Genomic DNA, 23892 nt, shown 5'->3' with positions numbered 1-23892 from the left:
GAAAAAAACATCACAAAGTTAGTTATTCGCTTTGATCAAACCAAGATCAAGTCATATTTTTGGATTGATTTTTAGGAAAATCAGCAGCGCGTGTAACGTCTTCCCATGCTAAAAAATCTTTACGCAAGTCGGTCAGTTTAGCCATCGCGCCTTCAAATGCAGCGTTACCAAGCAACAGATGATGCGGTGGTTTGGGTGATTCCACCGCCAGAACAATCGCATGTGCAGCGCGAACAGGATCGCCAGGTTGTTTGCCGGAGATCGCTCTTACCTGACTACGCCAGACACCTGCAGTGGAGGCATAATCCTCAATTTGTAGCTTACTTTCGTTGGCTGACCGCCCCGCCCAATCCGTCCGAAAACCACTCGGTTCGACTAGCATGACTTTGATACCTAAAGGTTCCACTTCCTGACACAGTGCGCCGGACAAACCCTCTACCGCAAATTTGGTCGCGTTGTAATAACCCACTGCTGGAAAAGCACAAATACCGCCAATTGAAGAGATGTTGACGATAAAACCCGATTGTCGTTGCCGCATTCCAGGCAACACCGCACGGATCATATTGCCCAAGCCAAAGACATTGACCTCAAACATCTTCCTGATCTCTTCTTCCTCGCTTTCTTCAACCGCTGCGAAGTAGCCTATTCCAGCATTGTTGACTAGCACATCAATACGACCAAACTTGTCTTCTGTGGCTTTAATCGCCTGATTAATTTGCTGCTGGTCGGTCACATCTAAGGTCAAGATCAGCACGTTTTTATGGTGTGCCAGCTCCTTTAAGTCATCTGTATTACGCGAGGTGATAATAACGTTATAGCCCAGACCGATCAGATGTTGCGCTAATTCCCTGCCAAAGCCTGTGGAGCAACCAGTAACAAACCATACTGGTTTTGCATTTATCCCGGCTTGATTACTTGGACTTGCAGCCGTAATTGTGTTGGTAGATGTGTTCACCTCACTAAATGTTGCGGGTGTTATCGATGTTATGGACGTTATGGATGTCATGGCGAACTCTCATGCAGGCGTTTTAGTTAGCTCATATTGAGCCTGACAAGATCAAGTCGTCTGTGCGGTAGTTCGCTTAGCCAATATCAGGTGGCACACAGAATCAGTTAGTCGGTTGACGTAATTGATACAGGCTAAAAATAGCGAGTAAATAAATTATTTTTTGCGACATACTCGTATAAAGTTGTTGACGTATGAATCAAGAAAAGTATTAGTAGGACTGACGCAAAACCGCCCCAGCTGCGTTGCAGCGACTAGCCGCACTAAAGCACTGTCGTCACTACGCCTTGCTGGAACAATTTTGCATAACTCCTAATCAGAAACTATCTTACGTCATGGAAATAGAAGTAAAAAAATGAGTACGAAACACAAATACGGTAAATGAGATCATGAGAAGAAAGCATCCTGAGCAACATAAACTTGAACATATCGGCTGGCTGCGAGCTGCTGTGCTGGGTGCGAACGACGGCATCGTTTCTACCTCGAGTTTAATTTTAGGTGTTGCAGCATCTAACGCCAGCCATACTAGTATTTTGATTGCGGCCGTAGCGGGTCTGGTGGCGGGCGCGATGTCCATGGCAACCGGAGAATATGTTTCCGTTCAGTCCCAGGCGGACACAGAAAATGCGGCGCTGGAGACCGAAAGACGAGAATTAAAAACTGATCCCGAGGGTGAGTTAAGAGAATTAACTGAGATCTATATTAATCGAGGGCTAGATACCTCCTTAGCGCGACAGGTCGCTATCGATCTGATGAAAAATAATGCGCTGAATGCCCATGCCAGAGATGAGTTAGGTATTTCTGAAACTCTGAGCGCCCGTCCATTGCAGGCCGCCTTTGCCTCTGCCGGTAGTTTTACGATTGGTGCATTGCTGCCCTTATTGGTATCGGTTCTGATACCTAACCCCTATTTGAGTTGGCTCGTGGCAGCGACTTCTATAGGTTTTCTCGCAGTTCTTGGTGGGCTTGCTGCTTATGTTGGTGGTGCTAATGTCGTACAAGGATCGGTACGGGTAACTTTCTGGAGCGCTTTAGCGATGGGCTTAACCTATGCTGTGGGCTCTATATTTGGAGGCATGCAATAAGTCTCAAACACAGCAGTGATTGATTGCAATTGGTGAATTTTGGGGTACCAAGGAGTGTCATCAAATAAATGGGACTGACGCAAAAACTAAAACCTCTCATCATATAGATACCGAGACACAGAAACACGTAAAGACGGAGTGACAAAAAAAGAGAAATGCATGTTTTCGCTCTTCTCCAGATTTTCTCGCTATTTATTCTTCCTCGGTACCTTTGTGCCTCGGTGGTGAGAGGTCTTGACGTTTTGCATCCCGCCTAATCGCTATAAGTGAACTGCTGCAAATAGCTTTATGCTTTTACGTAGTCCTAAGATGATGAAAATGAACTGATATGGCAACGAATGCATCTTCAAAGCAGGTCATCTACGCCGCACTAATCGGAAATATTTTAGTTGCCATTACCAAAGCCAGCGCCGCTACCTGGACTGGTAGTGCAGCTATGTGGAGCGAGGCGGTTCATTCATTTGTGGATACTGGCAATGAATTATTGCTGCTGTATGGCATATGTCGCGCTGAACGACAGGCCGATGCGGAGCACCCCATTGGCTATGGCCGCGAGTTATATTTTTGGAGCTTTATTGTCGCTCTGCTGGTATTTGCGCTAGGTGCTGGCGTCTCGATATATGAAGGCATTTTACATCTGCTGGCGCCTCAAGCAATCCATGACCCCATCGTCAGTTATGTTGTGCTGGGACTGGCGTTTGTATTTGATGGTACATCCTGGTTAATCTCACTAAAACAGTTTAAAGCGTCCAAGGGCACATTGGGTTATTACGAAGCATTTCGTCATAGCAAAGATCCTGCCTCTTTTATTGTTTTATTTGAAGATAGCGTGGCGTTGATCGGGATCGTGATTGCTGCATTTTCTACTTACCTAGCAACTAATTTGGGTATGCTGGCATCAGACGGGATTGCTTCTGTTCTGATAGGACTAATACTCGCAGGTACTGCAGGATTACTCGCCCGCGAAAGTAAAAGTCTGCTGATCGGAGAACGTGCCGACCGCCAGCTAAGTGACTCGATGTTGAGTATTGCGAATCAACTTTCTCCCTCAGTAAAAACCAATGGTGTATTGACGGTACAGCTTGCGCCAGATCAAATACTGGCCGCGATGAGTATCGAATTTGCTGATGACCTTACAACATCACAGATTGAAACCCTGGTCGTAGATATTGAAACCCAGATCCGCGCCAGCCATCCAGAGGTCGTGACTTTTTTTGTAAAGCCACAAACAGCAGCGGCTTTTAAAGCGTCTGTACAGCGGCGTTTTGGACTGCTTGACTCTTTGGTAAAAAATTCCACATAAGGATATTGATCGCTCTCTCATGCGGCACCTAAGGTTGGCGTAATAGAAATCTTAGTTCAACCCAGATTTTCTATTGGAACAGTGACAAGTATGCCTTTGGCGGACTGACTGGCTAGACGCGCCGACGACGCAAGCTGCCTATTGTTAGGAGGAGCAACAACGTCAGGCAGTTCGCCAAAGCTGTAATTGCCGCTGTTGCGCATCCACTCAAATCGCGTTGGTGCTACTCCTCTGAACACCGTACGCCATCTGCGTTTCGGTGAAGTGGTAGTGGTCTAATGGAAAATCTGGGTTCAACTATTCCCTATCGGTTAGATAGCGCACAGACAGGTCTTACTCTGCTCGCCTAGCCTGCTTTCATACAAGCATCAATAGAGAATTCAAAACGGAAATTCTCCATGAGACATCGACGATTTTTTCTGAACTTGGTTATTTTTTAATGATGGAGAATAGCAATGGAAACGATGATTTTTGATATTCAGGGCATGACCAGCGGTGCCTGTTTAGGTCATATCTACCGCGCGTTGGAAGGCATGGATGGGGTCAGCGATACAGAACTATCTTTACGCGATGGGCAAGCTATCGTATCTACTGATCCGACATGCGTTACTGCATCGCAAGTAGAAGAAGTAATTGAACGACTTGGCTACCATGCCAACATTCATTTGGCGTAAGCGGCACACCGCACAGATTAAGATTTTCGTTTAGCACAAGCTGACTGTTCTTTAACCTAAACGAAAGTTAAAAATGAATACCGATACACAAATTCAAAAAGACGTTCTCGCTGAGTTGGAATGGGAACCTTCTGTCGATTCCTCCCATATCGGCGTTGAAGTATCTGACGGCGTGGTCACACTAGCAGGTCATGTCAGCAGCTTTGCAGAAAAGTGGGATGCAGAGCGAGCAGCACAGCGGGTTTATGGTGTAAAGGCGCTGGCAATCGAAATGGATGTTCGGTTACCAGGAACCAGCCAAAGAACTGATGGCGACATAGCGCGTACCGCAAAAAATGCACTTGAATGGTTGACCTATGTGCCAACCAAGGCAGTGAACGTAACTGTCGAGGCTGGCTTCATCACCTTAACGGGCGAAGTTGACTGGGAATATCAACGGCAAGCGGTGACTGATGCCGTGCGCAATCTGATGGGTGTTACCGGCCTCAGCGATCAAATTATCATCAAACCAAAAGTCTCCCTGGATGCAGTGAAATCAGATATCGAAGCAGCCTTGAAACGGCGTGCTCATAACGACGCAAAGAATGTTTCAGTCAGCGTCAACGGCGCAGAGGTGACTTTGGCGGGAACCGTGCATAGCTGGCTAGAGCGCGATCTGGTCATGCATTCGGCTTGGGGAACACCTGGTGTAAAAAACGTAGTGGATCATACAACGATTCGATATTGATTTTGTAAAAGTGAGCCGTATTGCTAAATAACGGACATTGAACTGCATTGCATTGCGCCTGACGATGTCCGCCTGTCTCATCATCGAAATATTAAATCGAAATATTAAATCGAAATATTAAATCGAAATATTAAATCGAAATATTAATTACGTTACGGAGTAACAACATGGAAACCAAAGATTCACCAGTGCATATTTTTAATAGCCACATTGAAGCAGAGGAAGCCATACAGACACTCAGCAAAGCTGGCTTTGATATGAAAAATCTATCCTTGATCGGTAAGGGCTATCACTCCGAAGAACATCCTCTAGGGTTTTATACCTTAGGCGACCGGGTAAAAACTTGGGGTGGCAATGGCGCATTCTGGGGCGCTATCTGGGGATTGCTATTGGCTCCTGCTGTGTTCTTTTTACCTGGCCTAGGTGTGATGGCGATGGCAGGCCCAATTGCAGCTGCGCTCGTGGGAGCGCTTGAGGGCGCTGTCGTTGTCGGAGGTGTCTCTGCTCTGGGAGCCGTATTAGTGAACATCGGAGTACCCAACGACCAAATCATTAAATATGAGACTGCGCTCAAAGTGGATAAGTATGTTTTGCTCATTCATGGCGATACCGAAGAAGTGGCAAAAGCGTATTCCATCTTAGCTAATTCCTCTTCCTGGAAAACCGCGTAATACACTGGAGAAGATCTATGCAGTTAGGCATGATTGGCTTGGGTCGCATGGGTAGCGATATGGCATTGCGGTTAATTCAAAAAGATCACCGCTGCGTTGTCTTTGACATACAGTCTGCTACGGTAGAAAAACTACAACGGCAAGGTGCGGTGGCCGCCGACTCGATTGCAGCTCTGGTATCGCAATTAGAACAACCCAGAGTGATCTGGTTGATGCTGCCCGCTGGACTGGTTGATCAAGAGCTGGTGACTCTGACACCATTACTCGACATTGGCGACATTATCATTGATGGCGGCAATTCATATTACCGTGACGATATTCAACGCAGCACTGCCTTGAGTTCACGCGGCATTCATTACGTCGATGTCGGAACTAGCGGCGGTGTATTTGGCTTGGAGCGTGGCTATTGTCTGATGATCGGAGGCGAGTCTGGCATCGTAAATTATCTCTCCCCTATTTTTGAGTCACTCGCGCCAGGCGCGGCATCACACGACACTGCGAATGACCGGACAAAAAGTGGGATGTCCGAAGAAGCAGCGATCAGTGATAAAAAAAACAAAAGTACAGCTCAATATGGCTACCTGCATTGTGGATCGCATGGCGCTGGCCACTTCGTAAAAATGGTGCACAACGGCATTGAATACGGCTTGATGGCGGCTTATGCAGAGGGCCTAAATATTCTACATAACGCTAATATAGGTGCCATGAACAGTACCTCTGCCGGTCACTCAAAAACTGCGACAGATGCCGAAACCACACCATTACGCAATCCAGAATTTTATCAATACCCATTTGATTTGGCTGAGATCACTGAGGTCTGGCGACGTGGCAGTGTCATTAGTTCCTGGCTCCTCGATTTAACTGCGAAGGCGCTACAAAAAGATCCCTCCTTAAGTACATTTGAAGGGCATGTGTCAGATTCTGGCGAAGGACGCTGGACGATGATTGCTGCAATTGATGAAGCTGTCCCCGCCCCTGTACTGAACGCAGCTCTATCTGAGCGTTTTAGCTCTCGGGGGAATGCTGGTTTCGCCAATCAATTATTGTCCGCGATGCGGCATCAATTTGGTGGACATGTTGAGAAATTGGATACAGATTCCTGATCAATATAGCTAATGATCTTTTTTACTATTTTGCGCTGACCTCGACTTTTTAGTGAACCTATTTTTGTTCGATGAAAGATGACTAATGGCAGAACCCGACGAGATTATTTTTCTATTGGACGTAGACAATACGTTGCTGGATAACGATCGCCTGCGTAGTGATCTGCGCTGCCATCTTTCTCAAGAATTTGGCCCTGAAAATGAGGATCGCTACAACACTATTCTGGAAGAGCTGCGTGAAGAATTAGGCTATGTGGATTATTTGGGGGCATTACAGCGGTATCGAGTACAAGATATGAGTGATCCGCGGCTATTACTAATGTCGGCATATCTAATGGATTTCCCCTTCTCCGACTTGCTGTACCCCAACGTAAAAGCAGCGATTTCACACCTGTCAACCTGGGGAAAAAGTGTAATCTTATCGGATGGTGATGTGGTTTTTCAGCCGAGAAAAATACAACGCTCTGGGCTGTGGAATGCGGTTGCAGGACGAGTACTGGTCTACGTCCACAAAGAAGACATGCTGGATGTAGTAGAGGCGCAGTACCCCGCGCAACATTATGTAATGGTCGACGATAAATTACGTATTTTGTCGACGATGAAAAGTCATTGGGGTGATCGACTGACGACAATCTTTGTTCGTCAGGGTCACTACGCACTTGATCCGGAGAATATCGCCAATTTTCCAGCAGCTGATGTCACGATTGATCATACAGCAGATTTAATCGATATTGATTTTCTTGAGGTCATCCATGCGCCTAAATCATCCGATCCTCCATAACGACCACTCTCTACCACCTCCTCTCATTCAGACGATCATGAAACCAACAATACAACTACATCAGCTAGGACAAAGTCTCTGGTTAGATAACATCACAAGAGACCTGTTAAGCAGCGGTACCTTAGCAAAATATCTTGCAGAATTTTCTATCACGGGGCTGACATCCAATCCCACCATTTTTGAGCAGGCAATCCGAAACACCAATGCTTACGATGCAGATATCCATCAAAAATTGGAAGAAGGAAAATCTGCTGAGGCTGTATTTTTTGAATTGGCGATCAGCGATTTAACCCAAGCGGCAGCCTTGCTTCTTCCTATTTTCAAGGTTACAGACAGCTTAGATGGCTGGGTATCGCTCGAGGTGTCACCATTATTAGCGAATGACGCCAAGGGTACGATAGCAGAGGCAAAGCGGCTTTATCGTGCAGCAAATTGTCCTAATTTATTCATCAAAATCCCGGGAACGCCCGCAGGCCTGAAAGCGATTGAAGAATCTATTTTTGCTGGAGTGCCGGTGAACGTAACCTTATTATTTTCAAGCCAGCAATATCTTGCAGCGGCAGAAGCTTATTTGTGCGGCATCGAGCGGCGCATCGCCGTCGGGTTGGATGCCAAAGTATTTTCTGTTGCATCGATTTTTGTCAGTCGTTGGGATACAGCAGTCAAACAGGAAATATCACCGGAGTACCACAATCGGCTTGGCATTGTGATGGCAATGCTGATTTATAAGAATTATCAAACTTTGATGGTCTCCGCACGCTGGCAAAAAATTCTGCAGTCTGGTGCTTGTCCTCAGCGAATTTTATGGGCCAGCACAGGTACCAAAGATCCTCTTGCGTCAGATACCTTGTATGTGGATGCCTTAATCGCTCCTGGCAGTATTGATACCGTTCCTGAAAAGACCTTATTAGCTTTTGCAGATCACGGCAAGCCCGACGGCGTGTTACCTACCGATGGTGGCTTCGCTCCAGCGGTGCTGGAGGAATTCAGGCGCGAAGGCGTCGATGATGAGGCTTTGGCAGAAAGACTTCAAACTGAAGGCGTTGCATCGTTTGCAAAATCATGGGAAGCCCTGATCTTACTAATCGCTGAAAAGGGACGGCAACTTGCTCATGTCGATATGTAGGAAAAAATAGTTGACAGCAATCCCTTTGAATAAGGAAGCAATCCTTTGTAAAGATGGGTTGTCAAAATTGTCGCCAAATTATTGTATTGCGTTTTTAACCGGAGTCTTTTGTGAACGAGCCAGAACAATTTGCCGAGCTAGAAATCGATGAGCGATGTATTAACACCTTACGTACGCTGTCTATCGATGCTGTACAAAAAGCGCAATCAGGTCACCCCGGCACTCCGATGGGCGCGGCTCCAACCGCGTATTGCTTGTGGCAAGGCTTCTTGAGATACGATCCGGATAATCCCGAATGGATCAATCGTGACCGGTTTGTTTTGTCGGCTGGTCACGCCTGCGCTTTGCTTTATAGCCTGCTTTTTCTGACAGGCGTAAAAGCGAAATCGTCGAGCTATCCACCCGGCGATCGTCTGGCAGTGACTTTAGAGGATCTGAAAAATTTTAGGCAAGCAGGAAGTCGCTGCACCGGACATCCTGAATTTGGCTGGACGTCTGGAGTAGAAACGACAACCGGACCGTTAGGACAAGGACTGGCAAACAGCGTCGGCATGGCGATCTCAGAGCGTTGGCTGGCAGCGACCTATAACCGCCCTAGTTACGAGTTGTTCAGCCATCATGTCTATGCTTTATGCGGTGACGGCGACATGATGGAAGGCGTTAGCAGCGAGGCTGCATCGCTGGCAGGACATTTAAAACTAGCCAATCTATGCTGGATTTATGACGATAATCACATCAGTATTGAAGGTGCGACGTCAATCACTTTTACCGAAAATGTTGCAGCGCGTTTCCTCGCTTATGGTTGGCAGGTATTGAGGGTCAAGAATGCCAATAATCTGACAGCATTGACCAAGGCGTACCAGATTTTTGCCGATCCCGACGAACGCGGTGATCATCAGCAGCACACGCATGATGCGAATGAGGACAGACCAACTCTCATAATTGTGGAAAGCCATATTGGTTATGGTGCGCCACACAAACAAGATACACGTGAAGCGCATGGCGAACCGCTCGGAGTCGAGGAAGCCCGTCTGACAAAACAATTCTATGGCTGCAATCCTGATCTACAGTTTGATGTACCAGATGGGGTTATTGATCATTTTAAGAAGCGATTTGGATTGCGTGGGGCAATTGCACATGCGACGTGGAACGCTTTATATCTGGCATATCGCAACGAATATCCAGATCAGGCTTCAGAGATTGACAAGATACAAGTGCGTAATTTGCCTGAAAACTGGGAGACAGTCTTACCGGTTTTCGGTCAGGATGAAAAAGGAATGGCAACGCGTGATTCCTCAGGTATCGTGTTAAATGCGCTGGCATTCAAAATACCTTGGCTAATGGGCGGTGCTGCGGATCTTTCGCCATCGACCAAAACGCAACTGAACTTATTGGGACCGAGTAATTTTCAAGCGATTGGACAAGCGGCGGAAGGCAATTATGCAGGCCGTAATTTTCATTTTGGCGTGCGTGAACATGCGATGTGCGCCATTGCAAATGGAATGAGTTTGTCTGGTCTGCGTCCGTTCGTGTCCAGTTTTTTAATCTTTACCGACTATTGTCGTGCCGCGCTCCGGCTGAGCGCCATGATGGAGTTGCCACTGATTTCTGTCTGGACGCATGATTCAATTGGCATGGGAGAAGATGGCCCCACCCATCAGCCGATAGAACAATTGGCATCACTACGCGCAATGCCCGGCATAGTGGTGTTGCGACCGGCAGATGCGAATGAGGTAGTAGAGGCCTGGCGAGTGATGATGCAATTTAAACAGACCCCAGTCTGCCTAGTGTTGACGCGACAAGCGGTACCAACTTTAGATCGATCGATTTATGCCAGCGCCAGCGGCCTTGCTTTTGGTGCTTACATCTTGGCCGAGACCACGGACAATCAAGTTGACGTCTTACTAATCGCTTCCGGCAGCGAAGTGGGAATTTGCATCAAGGCATACGAGCAGCTGAAAACGGAGGGCATCCACGCCCGAGTCATCAGTATGCCCTCATGGGAAATATTTGAAAGTCAGACTCAAGCCTATAAAGACAAAATACTGCCACCTTCAATCAAGGCGCGTGTCGTGGTAGAGGCAGCCTCTACTTTTGGATGGGAACGCTATGCTGGTGTAGATGGCAGCATTTTAGGGATGCACACTTTTGGTATGTCGGCACCGATCAAAGTTCTACTAAGACAATTCGGATTTGAGCCCGAACATGTAGTGGCATCGGCTAAAGTACAAATGATCCTGCATCCGACACCACATCGCATTGAAGCCCCAGCACTGAAGGGGTAATGATAGGACAGATTTAATACTGAGTGGATGTATATATTAATTGTCCATACAATCATTGATCAATATAGAGCTTTTTTTAAATTATTTAGGGAGTATATAAGAATTCTCATTTCCACTCCTTTGTATGTTCCATTTTTTTCGTCAATTCAACCCAACACAACATAGCTTATGATAATCAGCCCTCTAGCTGGCAAACCAGCACCGCCAGAATTACTCATCAATGTCGCTAAACTCGTGACGGCGTATTACACAGAAAGACCCGATGCGTCTATCGCGTCGCAACGAGTGTTGTTTGGTACATCAGGTCATCGTGGTTCAGCATTTACTCATAGTTTTAACGAGATGCACGTGCTGGCGATTAGTCAGGCAATTTGTCTCTATCGCAAGCAACAAGGTATTACCGGGCCATGTTTTATCGGAATTGATACCCATGCTTTGTCCGAACCCGCATTTGCCAGCGTATTAGAAGTTTTAGCTGCAAATAGGGTTGAGTTAATGATGGCAGCCAAAGGAGAATACACGCCGACACCGGCCGTATCGCATGCGATTTTGACGTATAACCGTGGGCGCCAGCTTGGTCTGGCAGACGGCATCATCATCACGCCTTCACACAATCCGCCAGAGCATGGCGGTATCAAATACAACACCACCAATGGCGGACCAGCGGATACGATCATCACCGGCTGGATAGAAAAACAGGCAAATGATTTTTTGCAAAAAAGTGCTGAAGGTGGCTCGGGTGATTCGCCCGGCATTTTACGCATGCCATTTGAAAAAGCCCTGCGGGCATCGACCACGCATTACTACGATTTTCTAAACACCTACATTAATGATCTAGAGAACGTGATCGACATGAAGTCGATTCGTGAGGCGAATATCCACATGGGTGTTGATCCACTCGGAGGTGCCGGTGTGCATTACTGGCCGGCGATTGCCGATCATTACAAACTCAATTTAAGCGTCGTGAATCCATTGGTAGACACCACATTCCGCTTTGTGACAGTTGACTGGGATGGGCAAATACGGATGGATCCGTCCTCACCTTATGCAATGCATAACCTGACTGCATTGAAGGATTGCTTTGATATTGCCTTTGCCTGTGACACCGATCACGACAGACATGGAATCGTCACGCCCAAAGTGGGACTATTGCCGACCAATCATTATTTATCGGTAGCTATCTATTACTTGTTTCAACACCGACCTCAGTGGAGTAAAAACTCTGCTGTAGGAAAAACAGTCGTCAGTAGCCAGATGATTGATCGTGTGGCAGCCAAACTGGGGCGACAATTAATTGAAGTGCCCGCTGGCTTTAAATGGTTTTCTGCAGGATTAGCCGATGGTAGTCTGGCTTTTGCGGGGGAAGAAAGCGCTGGCGCCAGCTTTGCCCGGCGTGATGGCAGCGCCTGGACGACGGATAAAGACGGTATGGTTTTAGCCTTGCTCGCAGCCGAAATCACTGCAAAAATGGGACATGATCTTGGCGATGTGTATAGCGATTTAACCCATGAGTTTGGTGAGCCTGTGGCTGACCGTAAGCAGGCGTATGCTAGCTTCGAGCAAAAAGCCAAGTTATCTAAACTGTCGCCGGAACAAGTGCAATCAACCAGCTTAGCCGGCGAAACCATACAGGCTATTTTGACGCGTGCACCTGGTAACGATGCTGCCATTGGCGGGTTAAAAGTGATTACAGCAAATGGTTGGTTTGCTGCCCGCCCTTCAGGTACAGAAGATATTTATAAAATCTACGCCGAGAGTTTTCTCGGCGATGTGCATCTGCAAAAAATACTGAACGAGGCACAAGTTATCGTCGATCAGGCGCTGGCCGCTTAAAAGCTGATCCAGTAGCTGATTGTATAGCTGGTACTGTAGCTGATTCAGCCGACGATTCGGATGAGTTTTTAAGCGTATCAGCACAAAAACTGGCAAGCTCAATCAGCATCGTACGTATCGCCTGATTTGCGGCCACTACGCCACCATAGGAATTATCGCTCTCCGCATTGACGTTGGTATCAAACTCACGCCAGGCGATGATTTTATGGCTTGCGGTATCGGACAAATGCGCACGTAAAGTGAAGTGAACACGGCTTGGTTGGCTAAAAAATTCTTGCTGTAGCCTTACCACTTCTAAATCTAGCCGGTACTGACTGACTATGGTGGTAGGCGATTGCATTACCGCACCAAATCGCCCGCTTTGCTCTATCGCATTGACCGCTAGTGGCAACAACATAGCCGCAGGCGTATCTACCCATTGGCTTTCACGAAAATATTCAAGTTGATGCGGCTGGCGCATATACATCATTTGCTGCGTATCAAAACCGGCGGCCGCACGCGGGATGCTCACAGTTAATGTTGGTCCACTTATGGCATTAGCAGATTTCGCTGGTAGCGACACTATTGGTTTGGTGTTTACATTCGTTTGTACCGCATCAAAAGAGTACAGCATCGGTGGTGGCACATTGGCTGGCAATAGGGAGGAACAGGCGCTCAATGTCACTATTGCCACTACAGTCAAACTTATGCTCAAGCCAATGGCCTTACGCGAAGCAAGTTTGCTGAATTGATATTGCAATGACGTACCTGTTTTTGGTTTAGCTAAATTGATCATGGTGTTTTCTTCTCTCCCGTTTTTTTGCCAAAACTCTCGCCAGAGCCATCTTTAGTACTGCCTACCGATCTATCACCCAATCCCTCACCTGGACCATAAGGAACTGGTTGGCGACCTCGTATCAAGCTGCTTGGATTTTGTTTAGTCTGCTCAATTAAACTTTTTAGAGAACTTGATAAGTCGCCTAATTCTGTCAGCAATCGATTTAACTCTGGCACTGTGTCATTGCTGATCTGGCGTACCGCAGAACCAGCATCGTCCACTGTTTTTTTAGTGCTGATACTGGCCGATGTCGCCTCTTTCGCTAATTTTTCTATTGCCTCTGCGCTGCTGGAGATACGTTGTAACAGCGGATCAAGCTGTGCTGATGCGCGTGCCGCATTGTCAGCCGTCTTAGACGCATTGGCGATACCACTGCTCATCGCATTTTTTTGCGCTGCCAAAGTACCGGTGACAGCCGATGTATCTGCTAGAATTTTGGTAAATGCAGCACGATTCTCATCGTTTAACACCGCATTGATATTGGCGGCAGTACGATCAAGATTAGCCAGTACCGAGCTAAGCACATTTTCTAAGCGGGCACCTAATGACGGTTTAGTGCGGATCACCGGCAACTCATCTGGCCCGGTAGCAACCAAAGCTGGCGCATTGGGCGAACCACCGCTTAACTCAACATAGGCGATACCCGTCAATCCTTGCGTCTTCAGTACCGCTAAGGTATCGATCTTGATCGGCGTGCCTTGCTCAATCGCAAATTGTAATAGCACTTGCTGCGGGTTAGCAGGATCAAGTTTGATATCTTTCACTTTTCCAATATCGACTCCCAGATATTTAACAGGGGCATCAACGTTCAGGCCGGCAACCGATTCATTCACAATCGCAAGATATTTTTCATATTGTTTTTGTTTGCCTAAACCAACCGACAACCACAAAATACCTGCAATAAATACCGCACCAAGCGCCAAGACAAATGCACCTACTGCTGCGTAATTGACTTTTGTTTCCATCATGTTTCCTTTTTACTTTTTTTCAATTACGGTTTGCGTTGTTTTCGATACTTGCTGCTGTTTTTTTTGCTCTTGGCCATCCTGTTGCTGTGCCGCACGTCCACGTGCACCATCAAAGTATTGGCGAATAATCGGATGATCCATTGTGGATAATTCACTCATAGAGCCCACAGCAAGCACTCTGCCCTCACCCAATACAGCTACCCGATCAGTCACTTGCCACAATAAATCCAGATCATGCGTGATCATCACAATGGTTAAGTTATACAAAGCGTGTAAGTCCCGAACTAAGCTATCAATACCCGCCGCACCAGCTGGGTCTAGCCCGGCGGTGGGCTCATCGAGGAAGAGCAATTCGGGATCAAGTGCCAGAGCACGTGCAAGTGCTGCACGCTTCAGCATACCGCCGCTTAATTCAGAGGGATAACGCGAGCCTGACTCTGGTTCTAGTCCGCTGAGAGACAATTTCCAAGCGGCGATCTCATCAATGATTTGATCGTCTAATGCGGTGTGTTCGCGTAAAGGCAGTCCAATATTTTCTATTACTTTGAGCGTACTAAACAAGCCGCCTTTTTGGAACATAACGCCCCAACGCTGACGCAATAGATTGGCCTCTTCATCCGATGCTGTGGCAAGGTCGGTTCCAAAAATGTTGATTGATCCAGAGTCAGGCTTATGCAGCAAAATCATTTCGCGCAGCAAAGTTGATTTGCCCGATCCGCTACCGCCGACAATCGCAAAAATCTCACCGCGCCGGATATCCAAATCAAGATCAGTATGTACTATCTTGCTGCCAAAGCGGGTGGATACCTTCCGCATCTCGATAATGTTGTCGGGCTTGGTATCGGGCTTGAAGTCCGCTTTATTATCGCTAAGATCTGTTGAAATATTTTCCGATTCCATCACAAATCCAATAAATTAAAAATGACGGAAAACAGCGCATCCAACACAATCACCACAAAAATCGCCTGCACCACACTACGTGTCGTCTGGCGGCCAACACTATCGGCATTGCCTTCTGTGCGGAAGCCCTGAAAACAGCCAATCACTGCAATCGCAATTGAAAACATAGCAGCTTTACCAACACCAATTAACAAAGTCTTTAACGGGATTTCTGTGCCAAATCGTTCTGCAAATTCATGAAAACCGACACCCAGCTGCAAGCTTGCCATCACCATCCCGCCCAAGACCCCAATCACATCAGCAAAAATGGTGAGCAAAGGTAAGGCGATCAATAAAGCAATCACTTTGGGTATGACCAGCAAATCAATCGGTACGATGCCGATGGTACGCATAGCATCGACCTCTTCTGTCACCACCATGGTGCCGATTTGCGCAGCATAAGAAGAGCCGGAGCGTCCGGCAATAATGATGGCCGTGATCAAAGGCGCAAATTCACGCAGCATGGAGTAGCCGACCAGTTCGACCACAAAGATATTGGCACCATAATGTTTGAGTTGGTCCGCGCCTTGATAAGCGACCACGATGCCCAATAAAAAAGAGGTAATGCCAACAATCGGCAATGCCTCAAATCCGGCAAGCTGAATATTGTGTAGCACTGGTCGCCAGCGCCAGCGTTGAGGGTGCGGCAATAATCGTGCAAAGGTCATGGCGATTTCGCCGACAAAGCTGAGCAATGCCAGACTGTCCTGCCGCACGTTCTCGACTTTTTTTCCAATATTTTCAACAAAAGAAGAACTTGCCGATGCTGGTGGCGCAGCATGTTTTTGCTGGCTGACGATGTCCCACATTTTTTGATATTGCGGCGACCATCCTGATAACTGGATGACGCCCCCTTGATCAAGGAAGCTTTGTAAGCGCCGCTGTAAGACCCAAATGCCGATGCTATCAATACTAATTAATTGCGAACCATCGAGTTGAATAACGGTCTGATCAGATGACAGCAAGCGGGCTAAATGCTGATCGATATCGCCAATAGCGCATGCGGTCCAGCTACCTGAAAGAACCAGCTTGCCAGGCGCAGGCTGAGTAATTGCGGCAACGAATGTCTCAGTAGTTGGCATAAAACGCGACATCTCTCAGGAATAAATAATTATCCTCACAGTGCCTTAAGGCCGACTCCTCATCTGTTCGGCAGCGTACGTAGTTCACAAGACGATGCTGCAACGCCATGTTCGTCACGACGTTTTTCCGAGACAATTCCCTTTAAGTTTTATGAAATATAAAAACATATACTCTCCAATATTATTTAAAAAATTGACCTATTGACCAGTGATTCTATGGACAATTTAAATATACTATTGGGGAGTATATATTTAAATAAACTATACTTAGCGTCGAAATGTAGTCTTTAGTACTACCGAGCCGTGCCAGATAGCAAATGCGGTAGCAAAGGAAAAAGTCTGTTTATGTATTTACTTCCATCCAACGCCAATTTCTAATTTCGGGTAAGTCCTCACCATGCACATCTATGTATTGCTTATGCTTGGTCAGTTTGTCACGCACAAACTGTTTGGCCTCGGCGATCTTTGAGGTCAGTTGTGGTAACCGCATAATTGCCAGCTCAAATAAATGGAATCTGTCCATCTCATTTAACACCACCATATCAAATGGCGTCGTGGTTGTGCCCTCCTCTTTGAAACCGCGTACATGCAAATTGTGATGATTAGTGCGGCGATAAGTCAGACGATGGATTAAGGTCGGATAGCCGTGATAAGCAAAAACAATCGGCTTATCCGACGTGAATAAGGCATCAAAATTCTGATCACTTAATCCATGTGGATGCTCGCTGTCTGGCTGTAACTTCATCAAGTCCACCACGTTGATGGTTCTGATTTTTATTTCCGGAAAAAATTCCCACAGCAATTTAACGGCGGCCAAGGTTTCTAATGTTGGTACATCCCCTGCGCAAGCCATGACCAAATCCGGCTCTTGATCGGTATGGTTGCTGGCCCAATCCCAAATACCGATCCCTGCATTGCAATGCAAAATTGCAGCCTCCATCGTCAGCCATTGCGGTTCTGGCTGCTTGCCCGCGACGATCACATTCACATAATTACGGCTACGCAGACAGTGATCCGTAACGGACAACAAGGTATTGGCGTCTGGCGGCAAATAGACTCGGATCACTTCGGCTTTTTTATTCATTACATGGTCGATAAACCCCGGGTCTTGGTGACTACCGCCGTTATGATCTTGCCGCCATACGTGAGACGACAACAGGTAATTAAGTGATGCGATTGGTTTTCGCCAAGGGATATGATTTGCGGTTTTAAGCCATTTTGCATGTTGATTAAACATAGAATCAACGATGTGGATAAAGGCTTCATAACAAGAAAAAAATCCATGCCGCCCGGTCAGTAGATAGCCTTCCAACCACCCCTCACATTGATGTTCACTTAACATTTCCATCACCCGGCCATCGGCGGCGACATGATCGTCAATCGCAATGATCTCGGCTGTAGAACAACGATTAGTCACATCGAATATTGCAGACCAACGGTTAGAGGCAGTTTCGTCTGGACTAAATACCCGAAAATTAGTCGGATTACGTTTGATAATATCGCGGATAAATTTGGCCTGCACCGTAGTGGATCCAATATCAACAGCGCCGGGATAAAGTAAATCAACCGCATAGTCCCTAAAGTCTGGCATCTGCAAATCGCGTAAGAGTATGCCACCATTCGTATGTAGATTGGCACTCATGCGCCGATTACCGCTGGGTGCAAGCTTGGCTAAATCGGCACGTAGTTTTCCGCTTGTATCAAACAACTCCTCGGGATGATAGCTCCGCATCCATCTTTCTAAAATCGCTATATGGCCAGCATGACTCATATCGCTAATCGGTACTTGATGCGAGCGAAAAGTCCCCTCTACTTGTCTGCCGTCTACAAATTTAGGGCCAGTCCAACCTTTGGGGGAGCGCAAAATAATCATTGGCCAGCGCTGGCGCTGTGTAAAACCATTTGTCCGTGCATCTGTTTGAATTGCTTTGATGCTAGCGATCACCGTATCCAATGTGGCTGCCATCAACTGATGCATGGCTTCTGGATCGTCACCCTCGACAAAATACGGTTTGTAGCCATAGCCATGGAACAAAGCCTGTAACTCATCATGCGGAATGCGTGCAAGCACGGTTGGTCCTGCAATTTTGTATCCATTTAAATGCAAGATCGGCAGCACTGCCCCATCACATACCGGATTTAAAAATTTATTTGAATGCCAGCTCGTAGCGAGCGGGCCAGTCTCTGCTTCCCCATCGCCCACTACACATGTGACAATCAAATCAGGATTATCGAACGCAGCACCATACGCATGCGAGAGTGAGTATCCCAACTCGCCACCTTCATGAATCGACCCCGGTGTTTGCGGCGCAACATGGCTAGGTATGCCGCCAGGAAAAGAGAATTGTTTAAACAAGCGTTTTAAGCCATCTTCATCTTGTGTAATGACCGGATAAACTTCGCTATACGTTCCCTCTAGATAGGTATTCGCAACTAAGCCCGGGCCTCCGTGCCCGGGACCGGTGACGTAAATCATATTCAGATCGTGTTGTTTAATCACACGATTTAAATGCACATAAATAAAATTCAGTCCTGGCGTCGTACCCCAATGCCCCAACAATCGCGGCTTAATATGTCCAAGTTCTAAAGGCAACTTGAGCAAAGGATTATCGTAGAGATAAATTTGTCCGACGGAGAGATAATTAGCAGCCGCCCAATATTCCTGCATCTTTTTTAAGTGTGCTGGATCTAAAGGCTGGTTTTTTTCGCCTTGAACTTGTTCAGATTCAATTGGTGTCATTGTTATCTTTAGTAAAAGTAACTGGAGGGGCGTCGGTGGAAATGCTATGTGGAGTTTCAGCAGTATTCTGATGCTTACCTAACATTCGAAAAACAGTTTTGGCGATCATTAATTCTTCATCTGTTTTAATCACACGCACCGTGATTGCGCTATGCTCAGAAGAGATAACTTCGTTGTTGGCGGTATTTTTTACGGGATCAATTTCAATTCCTAAAAAGCCTAATCCGCTGCAAATTCTGGCGCGGATTTCTGCTGAATTTTCACCAATACCTCCTGAAAAAACCAAGGTATCTAATCCTTCCAATACACCGATTAAGCCGCAGAGTGTTTTTTTAGCCTGGTAGCAAAACAAACCAATAGCCTCAGCGGCACGAACATCATCTAGTTCTTTAGAAATCAAAACCTGCATATCGGAACTGATTTCTGATACACCCAGCAGACCTGATTCGTGCGTCACCATATGATAAAAATCTTTGATCGCCATTTTTTCTGTGCGCACCAGGTACCACACTAATGCCGGGTCAAGATCACCGGAACGTGTGCCCATCGGCAAACCAGAACTTGGTGTAAATCCCATGCTGGTATCGATACTTTTGCCGCCGTGTACCGCAGTCATGCTGGCACCATTACCAAGATGCGCGAGCACTATCCGGCCTTGTGCTGTGGCGTGGTTAGTAAGTCGTACTAATTCCTCCATTAAAAAAGCACAAGATAATCCATGAAATCCATAACGCTGTACCCCTTTGTCCTGATAACGACGGGGTATCGGCAACAGATGTGCCATACGCGGCATATCGTGATGGAACGCCATATCAAAGCAAGCGATCTGGGGTAATTGAGGGAAGCGACGATGGAAGGCTTCTGCCAATAAAATCTCTTCTGGCAAATGCTCAGTATCAAACGGACTCATATGCAACAAGGTTTTAATCATCGCTAGTGTGATGATTTGTGGCTCCCAATACTCCGGTCCACCATGCACAATGCGATGTCCTACTGCGGTCAAACTTGCGGGATCAATCCGTTTTTGCAGCCACGCCATGAGTAAGCTAATTGCGTTGGTATAGTCAGGGAGATGGGCCGTATGAGTGAAGTTATCCTCGGGTGCCAGACCTTTGGATATAAAACGGCCAGTTGCCTGCCCTATGCCTTCTAACTGTCCATAGAAAACTCGGTATAAATCCGGTCCAGATTCAAATAATGCAAACTTGATGCTAGAAGAACCACCGTTAATCGTTAACACGCATGACTTAGGTGGATTCATATCAAGAACCTTCCGCGATGAATTAAAAACCTGGAGTAGCAATGACGTTAGCTAAAATATGCTGAAAAAAACGCTCTTGACCTAGCTGGATACAAAATAACAATTCAAGCTAAGCCTATACCTGATCTTATTTATTGTATGTTCGACAACGTACAGACCCGTCGTATAATCGCGATCATTATTGACAACTATTTAGTCAATAATTAGGATCAACATGCAAATTTTTAGCCTGGAACAAAGCAAGCTGGCGTACCGCGTTGATTTTATTTTCTACAGCATTACATCCATCTTGATGGCGACTTTTCTGATTACATTAAGTCCATCAGAACAATTTTTAAAAACAATCACCTTTGTACTTACTGGTTTACTAAGCTGGACTTTGATCGAATACGTATTGCATCGTTTTGTTCTGCATGGTGTGCGCCCTTTTAGTACATGGCATCAAGAACACCATCAACGTCCGACAGCCTTAATTTGTACACCGACGATCTTGAGTGCAATGCTCATATTTGGATTGGTTTTTTTACCGACTTTAGTGATAGCTGATTTATGGCGAGCATCGTCTCTTACCTTAGGTCTGCTGACTGGCTATCTTTTATACACAATCACACATCATGCAACACACCATTGGCGAGCGAATTATGCTTGGTTACTTCGACGTAAACGTTGGCATGCAGTGCATCATCATCCATCAAAAAAAATCAGCCACTTTGGTGTAACAAACGCTTTCTGGGATAAGATTTTTGGAAGCGATTCAAATTAATTGAACTTGAACTCCCGATTGTCAGCGTTTAGTCCGACATCACTAAATGCTCCTGAAGAATTTTTTGAAAATCTGCTCCAAGTGGTGACGAAGATCGTTATGCTACAAAGCGAATTTCCAACACGAAGTGTTTGAAAAACTTCACAGATGTTTCAATAAAAAATCAAATCCAAACGGAATTTATCTTAAAACAGTACATTGTTACACTTACTTGAAAACGTAACTAAATACCTACTTAGAGATACAAATCAATTGGAAAATCCCCCTTATTCTTCGATTTAAACCACCGTAAAAATCGATATATAGACAAGATGCCCCAGGGTCTTCTTGGTGCTGTATTAAATGGTGTGCTTAGTGATGTATTCACTCACGTATAAATTATTGAATAAAGGAAAAGATCATGTCTATATCGTCAATTGGTGGAAACATATCGCCTCTTTCAGCTTTACAAACATCCAATGTCTCAGCAATCAACTCCGCAACGCCGACCGTCGATCGTGACGGAGACGGTGGACGAGTTCGCGGTGGTGGCGGTGGCAAATTTGCATCCGCCCTGACTCAAGCGCTAGCGCAGCTTGGCATCAGCGGCACCTCTACTACGGATAGCACAAGCACATCTGGTACATCAGCCACCTCGCCAACTTCTGGTACCTCTAGTACTTCTAGCACCTCGGACGCAACATCGGCACAAGATCCACAGCAGGCATTAGCTGCATTTGCGCAAAGTTTATTTGCGGCGCTTCAATCACAATCCAGCTCAGGAAGCTCAAGCACATCGTCCTCAAGCTCGGACTCAGGTACAGATCCAAGCAGCGCAGTATCTGGTTCTGGTGGCGGTGGACATCACCACCATGGCGGTGGCGGGATCAGCAAGCTTGAAGGCGGCATACAAAATCTGATACAACAACTATCCTCCTCAAGCACTGACACCTCGGACTCTACCAGCGCAGGAACAAGCACATCAGGATCATCTAATTCTGCTATCGACGCACTTAAACAAAGCTTCACAAATTTACTGGCGGCAGATGGTCAATCAGGTAGCAGCGCAACTCTGAGCAGTTTTCTAACCAATATAGAAAAAAATCTGCAAGGTGCGACACCAACCGGCAATGTAGTTAGCACAAAAGTTTAAATCGCTGGTACTTCTAATTTAAAATTAGGAACTGTTGAGGTTCTTGCAAAACGAAACACCGGAGAGTAATTTTATTGCGAGAAGCGCAAAATAGATGAGAAAGGAGCGGCCATTTCTGGCAAGATGAAAGTGACTAAACAACCATCTGCGCTCCGCTATGAATCCTACACAACGCCTGCTGATAATGCAACGCTGGAATTTACTGCAACACGATTTGCTACCGGAGATAAAACAGCAATGCGGGTCACTGACGCCGAAGCTGGAAAAATTGATTCATGTACTAGACTGGGTGCGCATCGAAGAATTTGTGTCGGACCAATGGCAAGGGATAGGACGCAAACCGCATGACCGTGGTGCATTGGCCAGCGCCTTCATCGCCAAAGCTGTGTTGGGGCTCAATACAACAGCGGCCTTAATAGAACGATTGACGATGGATCGCAGTTTAAAACGGCTGTGCGGCTTTGAGATGTGGAAAGAAGTTCCGAATGAAGCCACTTTTTCGCGCGCCTTTGGCGAATTTGCCCAAGCCAAATTAGCGGAGAAAGTGCACGAAGCGCTGATCAAGAGTTATTTAGGCGACAGCCTCATTGGACACATCAGCCGTGACGGCACGGCGATTGCGGCGCGCGAGAAGCCGAAGAAACACATGAAAGTTGTTTCCGTAGAAAAGGCCCAAAAGCAGCGCCGTGGACGGCCAAAGAAAGGCGAGATAAGGCCGCCAAAGGAAGAGAAAGTGACCAAGATAGGCTGGCAGTTGACGCAAACTTTACCGAGCATCGTCAATGCTTTACCCAAAGAGTGTGACCGCGGCACTAAATGCAATGCGCAAGGTTATAAAGTGAGTTGGAACGGCTACAAGCTGCATATCGACACCGCTGACTGCGGCGTTGCCATCAGTGCGCTATTGACCAGCGCCTCGGTGCACGATAGTCAAACGGCGGTGCCGTTAGCAACGATGACGGCCGCACGAGTAACGAATTTGTACGATTTGATGGATGCAGCGTATTGCAGTGAAGAGTTAAGGGCACACAGCAAAAGTCTTGGCCACGTGCCATTAATTGATCACAACGCACGCGGCGGGGAGAAGAAACCGTTCGCCCCGCATGAACAACAGCGTTATAAAGAACGCACGCAAGCTGAACGTACCAATGGCAGGCTGAAAGACGAATTTGGTGGCACGACAGTACGGGTGCGTGGTAGCGAAAAAGTGATGTCGCATTTGATGTTTGGTTTATTGGTATTGACCGCAGATCAGTTGATGCGTTTATTTACGTAACAGCTTTGCTTTTAAAGAGTCGAAAAAAACAACGTTTCCCAACGTTCATAGGGGCAGTGATGGTCACATAGGGATTGACACGCCATAAAACGATAATCCGGCACAAATTCATGTCACATGTACCGCTTCAAACAAGAAAACCAATCGCAACAGTGGCCACACCCATGCTCGACTTTACTGGTTTGGGTATTTTGCAAGAAGCTCTGTTAACATTGAAATAAAGATTATGCGTAACTTAAAACGCGTGTTTTGAAGTTAGTGTTAGCAGTGCCTACTACTGTGTAACTGAGTTTTTATTTTTTAAATTGACTTTATTGAAT

At 46.5% G+C, this 23892-nt stretch carries 21 protein-coding genes; 14 read left to right on the top strand and 7 right to left on the bottom strand.

The window, feature by feature from the left end:
• Positions 1–46: 46 nt before the first annotated feature.
• A complete protein-coding gene (locus RGU72_RS03955; protein ID WP_322118481.1) occupies positions 47–1006 on the bottom strand; it encodes an oxidoreductase in 960 nt (319 codons plus the stop codon).
• Positions 1007–1395: 389 nt separating this feature from the next.
• Between RGU72_RS03955 and RGU72_RS03950 the strand changes: the two genes are divergently transcribed.
• The 10 genes from RGU72_RS03950 (at position 1396) to pgm (ending at position 12594) form a co-directional block, all read left to right on the top strand.
• Positions 1396–2091 carry a VIT family protein gene (locus tag RGU72_RS03950; RefSeq protein ID WP_322118480.1) on the top strand — a complete coding sequence of 232 codons (696 nt, stop codon included), beginning with the start codon at positions 1396–1398 and terminating at the stop codon, positions 2089–2091.
• A 328-nt stretch (positions 2092–2419) separates the two neighbouring features.
• Positions 2420–3394, top strand: a complete 975-nt coding sequence (locus RGU72_RS03945; RefSeq protein ID WP_322118479.1) for a cation diffusion facilitator family transporter — start codon at positions 2420–2422, stop codon at positions 3392–3394.
• A gap of 455 nt (positions 3395–3849) precedes the next feature.
• Positions 3850–4068 (top strand): heavy metal-associated domain-containing protein, encoded by a 219-nt coding sequence (locus RGU72_RS03940; protein ID WP_322118478.1) that lies wholly within the window; start codon positions 3850–3852, stop codon positions 4066–4068.
• A 73-nt stretch (positions 4069–4141) separates the two neighbouring features.
• Entirely contained in the window at positions 4142–4795 is a 654-nt protein-coding gene (locus RGU72_RS03935) for a BON domain-containing protein (RefSeq protein ID WP_322118477.1), read from the top strand.
• A 167-nt stretch (positions 4796–4962) separates the two neighbouring features.
• On the top strand, positions 4963–5466 hold the full coding sequence (locus RGU72_RS03930) for a DUF1269 domain-containing protein (RefSeq protein ID WP_322118476.1): 504 nt from the start codon (positions 4963–4965) through the stop codon (positions 5464–5466).
• 17 nt (positions 5467–5483) lie between these two features.
• A complete protein-coding gene (gene gnd / locus RGU72_RS03925; protein WP_322118475.1) occupies positions 5484–6569 on the top strand; it encodes a phosphogluconate dehydrogenase (NAD(+)-dependent, decarboxylating) in 1086 nt (361 codons plus the stop codon).
• Between the two features lie 85 nt (positions 6570–6654).
• Positions 6655–7350 carry an HAD family hydrolase gene (locus RGU72_RS03920; protein WP_322118474.1) on the top strand — a complete coding sequence of 232 codons (696 nt, stop codon included), beginning with the start codon at positions 6655–6657 and terminating at the stop codon, positions 7348–7350.
• Between the two features lie 37 nt (positions 7351–7387).
• Entirely contained in the window at positions 7388–8476 is a 1089-nt protein-coding gene (tal, locus tag RGU72_RS03915; protein ID WP_322118473.1) for a transaldolase, read from the top strand.
• A 110-nt stretch (positions 8477–8586) separates the two neighbouring features.
• Positions 8587–10761: a transketolase gene (gene tkt / locus RGU72_RS03910; RefSeq protein ID WP_322118472.1), complete on the top strand. Its 2175-nt coding sequence runs from the start codon at positions 8587–8589 to the stop codon at positions 10759–10761.
• A 168-nt stretch (positions 10762–10929) separates the two neighbouring features.
• Positions 10930–12594 carry a phosphoglucomutase (alpha-D-glucose-1,6-bisphosphate-dependent) gene (gene pgm / locus RGU72_RS03905; RefSeq protein ID WP_322118471.1) on the top strand — a complete coding sequence of 555 codons (1665 nt, stop codon included), beginning with the start codon at positions 10930–10932 and terminating at the stop codon, positions 12592–12594.
• On the opposite strand, the gene RGU72_RS03900 is transcribed toward pgm, so the two are convergent.
• A complete protein-coding gene (locus RGU72_RS03900) occupies positions 12566–13105 on the bottom strand; it encodes an ABC-type transport auxiliary lipoprotein family protein (protein ID WP_322118470.1) in 540 nt (179 codons plus the stop codon). The genes pgm and RGU72_RS03900 overlap by 29 nt on opposite strands.
• A gap of 19 nt (positions 13106–13124) precedes the next feature.
• On the opposite strand from RGU72_RS03900, the gene RGU72_RS03895 reads away from it, so the two are divergent.
• Entirely contained in the window at positions 13125–13325 is a 201-nt protein-coding gene (locus RGU72_RS03895; protein WP_322118469.1) for a hypothetical protein, read from the top strand.
• Positions 13326–13365: 40 nt separating this feature from the next.
• On the opposite strand, the gene RGU72_RS03890 is transcribed toward RGU72_RS03895, so the two are convergent.
• The 5 genes from RGU72_RS03890 to RGU72_RS03870 form a co-directional block, all read right to left on the bottom strand.
• Positions 13366–14376 carry an MlaD family protein gene (locus RGU72_RS03890; RefSeq protein WP_322118468.1) on the bottom strand — a complete coding sequence of 337 codons (1011 nt, stop codon included), beginning with the start codon at positions 14374–14376 and terminating at the stop codon, positions 13366–13368.
• Positions 14377–14388: 12 nt separating this feature from the next.
• Positions 14389–15279 (bottom strand): ABC transporter ATP-binding protein, encoded by an 891-nt coding sequence (locus tag RGU72_RS03885; protein WP_322118467.1) that lies wholly within the window; start codon positions 15277–15279, stop codon positions 14389–14391.
• Complete coding sequence (locus RGU72_RS03880) at positions 15279–16400, bottom strand: MlaE family lipid ABC transporter permease subunit (protein ID WP_322118466.1); 1122 nt, start codon at positions 16398–16400, stop codon at positions 15279–15281. The genes RGU72_RS03885 and RGU72_RS03880 overlap by 1 nt, the downstream gene beginning before the upstream one ends.
• 343 nt (positions 16401–16743) lie before the next feature.
• A complete protein-coding gene (locus RGU72_RS03875; RefSeq protein WP_322118465.1) occupies positions 16744–19140 on the bottom strand; it encodes a phosphoketolase family protein in 2397 nt (798 codons plus the stop codon).
• Positions 19127–20401, bottom strand: coding sequence for an acetate/propionate family kinase (locus RGU72_RS03870; RefSeq protein ID WP_322118464.1), 1275 nt, complete (start codon positions 20399–20401; stop codon positions 19127–19129). The genes RGU72_RS03875 and RGU72_RS03870 overlap by 14 nt, the downstream gene beginning before the upstream one ends.
• 214 nt (positions 20402–20615) lie before the next feature.
• On the opposite strand from RGU72_RS03870, the gene RGU72_RS03865 reads away from it, so the two are divergent.
• The 3 genes from RGU72_RS03865 (at position 20616) to RGU72_RS03855 (ending at position 23572) form a co-directional block, all read left to right on the top strand.
• Positions 20616–21164 (top strand): sterol desaturase family protein, encoded by a 549-nt coding sequence (locus tag RGU72_RS03865; RefSeq protein ID WP_322118463.1) that lies wholly within the window; start codon positions 20616–20618, stop codon positions 21162–21164.
• A 400-nt stretch (positions 21165–21564) separates the two neighbouring features.
• Positions 21565–22296: a hypothetical protein gene (locus RGU72_RS03860; protein WP_322118462.1), complete on the top strand. Its 732-nt coding sequence runs from the start codon at positions 21565–21567 to the stop codon at positions 22294–22296.
• A 157-nt stretch (positions 22297–22453) separates the two neighbouring features.
• Positions 22454–23572 (top strand): transposase, encoded by a 1119-nt coding sequence (locus RGU72_RS03855; protein WP_322117783.1) that lies wholly within the window; start codon positions 22454–22456, stop codon positions 23570–23572.
• The last annotated feature ends 320 nt before the right edge of the window (positions 23573–23892 follow it).

This window comes from Undibacterium sp. 5I1, from assembly GCF_034314085.1.
Lineage (GTDB): Bacteria > Pseudomonadota > Gammaproteobacteria > Burkholderiales > Burkholderiaceae_D > Undibacterium.
The sequence above is the reverse complement of the archived record's forward strand: the minus strand, read 5'-3'. Positions and strand labels throughout refer to the sequence as shown.